This window comes from Bacillus sp. S4 (assembly GCF_040838205.1).
Taxonomy (GTDB): domain Bacteria; phylum Bacillota; class Bacilli; order Bacillales; family Bacillaceae_G; genus Bacillus_A; species Bacillus_A cereus_U.
Genome location: NZ_JBFPJI010000270.1, coordinates 1 through 4,603 on the forward strand (window position 1 = coordinate 1; position 4,603 = coordinate 4,603).

Here is a 4,603-nt window from a genome sequence, read left to right on the forward strand (position 1 = left end):
ATTTCTAAATCTAATCCTGGATAATTTTGTTGACGGAACGCTTCATAAATTAAAATTGCTGCTGTATTAGATAAATTTAATGAACGTACTTTATCCGTCATTGGAATACGTAAACAATGATCGAAGTTTTCTTCAATTACATTAGCTGGTAATCCATTTGTTTCTCTTCCAAATACGAAATAGTAATCCTTCTCACGTTTGCTATAATCAAATGCTGTATGAGCTTTCTCGCCATACTTTGTTAAATAGAAGAATTCACCATCTTTATTTTTCTCATAAAATTCTTCGATTGAATCATAATACGTAACTTTTACGTGCTGCCAATAATCTAGTCCTGCACGCTTTAACATTTTGTCATCCGTTGAAAATCCAAGCGGTCTAATCAAATGTAACTCTGTTCCAGTTGCTGCACAAGTACGTGCAATATTCCCTGTATTTGCTGGAATTTCTGGTTGATATAAAACAACATGTACTCCCACGCGATATTCACCTCTATTTTTTGTCTACTACGTATTATACCACTTGAACGAAAAATCTCTACCCATTAATAATATGAAAGAATTTATATTTCATTTGTGGTGTATATTTACTAGAGTCTTCATAGTTCCAATAACGCCTGCGGCTATTCGCTGAATGTGCATTTACAAGCGGCATACCATCTGCGTCTTTTGCTACTACAATTGTCGTATGATTCCACCTACCATCATCCTCAAAATCATACGCAATTACATCGCCAAGAATAAGGTCTTCTGGCTTTTCTACTGCTTCTGCTCGAAGACCAGCTGTAGCACCTGACAAATACCAATAAAAAGAGTGTGCTACAGCCCAGCTCCAACTCCACTGGTTTCCCCTTTGCCACCACCCTTTACGAATATTAGGATGTCCATTCATTGGCACTTCTCCAGTGTGCAGACATTGTGAAATGAAATTTGTACAATTATCAGGAAAATTACGGTATGCAGGATTGCGATCATCCCACCAACGCTCTGCATACTTCACTGCCTCTAAACGATTATATTGATATGAACCATATTTTTCTTTCGTGACTTCCCGTTCTAACGTTTCACCTATTTCTATTTCTTCTGACACTTCAAGAGCATAATCATCTATTATACGACTATTTTTCAAACAAACTCGTCGTTTTAATTGTTCCTCTTCGATATAAAATAATTCTTTATGCTTAATTAAATATTTCAAGTGTATTTGATAATCAATTTCTTGATGCTCATTACTATTTAATTGTCTAATGAAAGAAATATCTGCAGTTGCTTTCACTATATTTGCACTACGCTTTTGAAACAATTGTTTCTTTCTCTGTACCATTTGTAACAAATCTATTGCAATACCATCTACATCTGTTCGTTTCTCTGTTATATATGCTAAAAACTGTTGCACTTGCTTTTCAATATTCGCTTTTATAACCATTTCGTCTCCCTCCCATATTACAATATGAAAAAGGGAGATATTATCTACTCTTTTTTCTGTGCTAACAATTCAAGTCCACGATTCATTTCATGAAGAACCTCTTCATCTTTCTCACGTTCCATCGCTTTCTCAATGTCTTCTCCTACTCCATCTCCACCAATTTTCCCAAGTGCCCATGCTGCTGTTCCCCGAAGTACTGGTCTTGGATCATCTTTCATAACACCGATTAAATCAGGAATTGCTGCTGTTTCTTTAAAATGTGCAAGTGCTAAAATAGCATTTCGTTGCAATGGCTTTTTACCTCTCCATGAACCAGACATAACCCCATATTTTCCCTTGAAATCACGATTACTAATTGTTAAAAGTGGTGTTAATAATGGTTTAACTAATTCAGGATCAGGCTCCATTTCAGGATGGTTATGAAAATCCATTCCTTTATTTTTCGGACAAACAGTCTGACACGTATCACATCCATATATACGATTTCCTATTTTATCGCGATATTCTTCAGGCAGAAATCCTTTTGTCTGTGTTAAAAATGCAATACATTTCTTCGAGTCCAACTGGCCGCCTTGTACTAAAGCACCTGTAGGACAAATATCAATACATTTCGTACAACTTCCACATTGATCTTCTATTGGCCGATCAGGAGGGAACGGAACATTCGTAATCATTTCTCCTAAGTATACATACGAACCAAATTCCGGCGTAATAATAGCGCAGTTCTTACCACTCCATCCAATACCGGCACGCTCTGAAACAGCTCGATCACTTAGCTCCCCTGTATCAACCATTGACTTCACTTCTATATCCGGAAGCTTTTCGATTAAATACGCCTCTAACTTTTGCAAACGATCTCGTAAAACAAGGTGATAATCTTGGCCCCAAGAAGCACGACAAAAAATCCCGCGACGTTCTCCACGCTTACTTAATGGTGCATTTTTTAATTTTGAAGGGTACGCTAAAGCAATCGCAATAATTGATTTCGCACCAGGTAACAATAGCTGTGGATTCGTTCTCTTCTCTATATCAGGTTCTTCGAATCCAGACTGATAATTCAATTGTTGCTGCTGGATTAGACGCTGCTTTAACTCCTCAAATGGTGAAGCACTGGCAAAACCTATTTTATCTATACCAATCGTTTTACTATACGCAATTACATCTTGCTTTAATTGTTCAAAATCCATTCTTTATCGCCTCCTCCGATGAATCCATCCCTTATGTAACGACTATATTGGTTAGCAATTCACTTTTGGAATAATATTCTTTACTTCTATTTTCGCATATAATTATGATTTTCAAACATTAAAAAAACGCAATGCTTCGTTTATCTTAGAAACGAAACACTGCGTTGATCACAATTTATCAGAAAAACATTAAATAAAATTTGGAGCGGGTGAAGAGAATCGAACTCTCGACCAGAGCTTGGAAGGCTCTTGTTTTACCACTAAACTACACCCGCAAATATGAATAAATATAAGATATTGAAATAACTTATGTAAAGTAGTATAGCATGTAAAAAAAATCGAAGCAAGAAATTTATCGAAAAAAGTCGAAAAAGTGATGAGATACCTCATCACTTTTTCAATTCTTTATCAATCGCCTTCTTCATACTATCGAAATCAGGGTTTGCAAGATTCCCATTTATATATACTGAAGGAGCACCTTGAACTTTTAATTTTTGAGCACGATCTGAATCTTTACGTACTTTGTCTTTCATTTCTTTACTGTGTAAATCTTTTTTAAACTGTTCTACATTAATTTTCGGAAGCTTTTCTTTCACAATATTAAGAAGTAATTCTTCTGTAATCCATTCTTCCGTATCTTTCTTTTGATTTTGATAAATCTCATCATAGAAAATCCAGAATGAATCTTGATCTTGTTTATAAATTGCTTCACCGGCAGCTGCACCTAAATCAGAGTCTTTTCCGATAAACGGGAAGTTAATAAAATATAACTGCACTTTACCTTTATCAATATACTCTTCTTTTAATCGTGGTAATACCGTTACATCCCAAGTACGACAAGCAGGACATTTAAAGTCTCCAAATTCAACTACCTTAACTGGAGCATCATCTTTCCCTAAAGATTGTTGCGTAGAATAAGCAAACATCTCATTCCCTTTATCTTTCTTGTCATTTATGATGCTATACACAATCGTCCCGATTACAATCAATACTGCGATAGAAAAAACTACACCAAGAACCATGAGTTTGTTCGATGATTTCATATACATTCCTCTTTAAATTCATATTCTGTATACAGCATTGTACACAATACACATAATATCAATACTTACATAGGTCACGCAATGAACACGCTCACATAAATTACAAAAATACAACATTTGTGACGATATTGTGTCACGATTTGTCACAATTTATTCAAAAAAAGAAGTTCCTATATAGGAACTTCCCTTAACTTACTGCTTTTTCACGGGCATTTTTTAACATGGATTGCTCTGTTTTTATATCATGACGAATTACTAATTTCTCACTAACTGCTTGCACATATTCATCATGATTTATATACCCTTCTTTCTCCATTAGCCTTAAAACTACATTCCGTCTCTCAACTGCTTTATCATAATTTTGTGCAGGTGAGTAATAAGCTGGTGCTTTTACTACAGCAGCCATCATTGCACTCTCTGCCAATGTTAATTGATCCACCTTTTTACCGAAGTAAAGGTTTGCTGCTTTTTCAATTCCCCATGCTCCTTCTCCGTAGTAAATATTACTCACATATAATTTTAAAATCTCATCCTTTGTGAATGTACGTTCAATTTTTTTCGTATAAAAAATTTCTTTCCACTTACGAGAAAATGTACGTTCATTAGATAAAAAAGCATTTTTAGATAGCTGCTGTGTAATTGTGCTTCCTCCTTGCACAACACCACCAGCTTTTATATTTTCAATAGAAGCTCGAATAATTGCTATATAGTCTAAACCGTTATGATGATAAAACCTTTTATCTTCCGTCGCAATAAATGCGTGTGTTAATGATTCTGGCACCTCTAACTTAGCGGGTACATGTAATTTACTAATATCACTTCGCTCAATCATTACATTTCCAACGAATAATAATGCAAAACTTAACAATAATAATAATATAATGGCTTTATAAAGAAATTTAGTTAATGGATTTAATGCAACTTTTTGATGATAATTCACTCTAGATA

Annotated in this window: 5 protein-coding genes and 1 tRNA gene; all 6 read right to left on the reverse strand. The window is 34.9% G+C overall.

Annotated elements, in window-relative coordinates:
* A partial coding sequence (trmL, locus tag AB3X48_RS18200; protein ID WP_335403712.1) for a tRNA (uridine(34)/cytosine(34)/5-carboxymethylaminomethyluridine(34)-2'-O)-methyltransferase TrmL occupies positions 1-479 on the reverse strand: 479 nt, incomplete at its 3' end.
* A gap of 58 nt (positions 480-537) precedes the next feature.
* Positions 538-1,425 carry an amidase domain-containing protein gene (locus AB3X48_RS18205; RefSeq protein WP_016103475.1) on the reverse strand — a complete coding sequence of 296 codons (888 nt, stop codon included), beginning with the start codon at positions 1,423-1,425 and terminating at the stop codon, positions 538-540.
* A gap of 44 nt (positions 1,426-1,469) precedes the next feature.
* Positions 1,470-2,612, reverse strand: coding sequence for a tRNA epoxyqueuosine(34) reductase QueG (queG, locus tag AB3X48_RS18210; protein ID WP_002159370.1), 1,143 nt, complete (start codon positions 2,610-2,612; stop codon positions 1,470-1,472).
* Positions 2,613-2,813: 201 nt separating this feature from the next.
* A tRNA-Gly gene (locus AB3X48_RS18215) sits at positions 2,814-2,887 on the reverse strand.
* 114 nt (positions 2,888-3,001) lie between these two features.
* Entirely contained in the window at positions 3,002-3,655 is a 654-nt protein-coding gene (locus AB3X48_RS18220) for a DsbA family protein (protein ID WP_002113880.1), read from the reverse strand.
* 187 nt (positions 3,656-3,842) lie between these two features.
* Positions 3,843-4,603, reverse strand: a 761-nt coding sequence (locus tag AB3X48_RS18225) for a transglycosylase domain-containing protein (RefSeq protein ID WP_367959785.1), incomplete at its 5' end; no start/stop codon positions are given.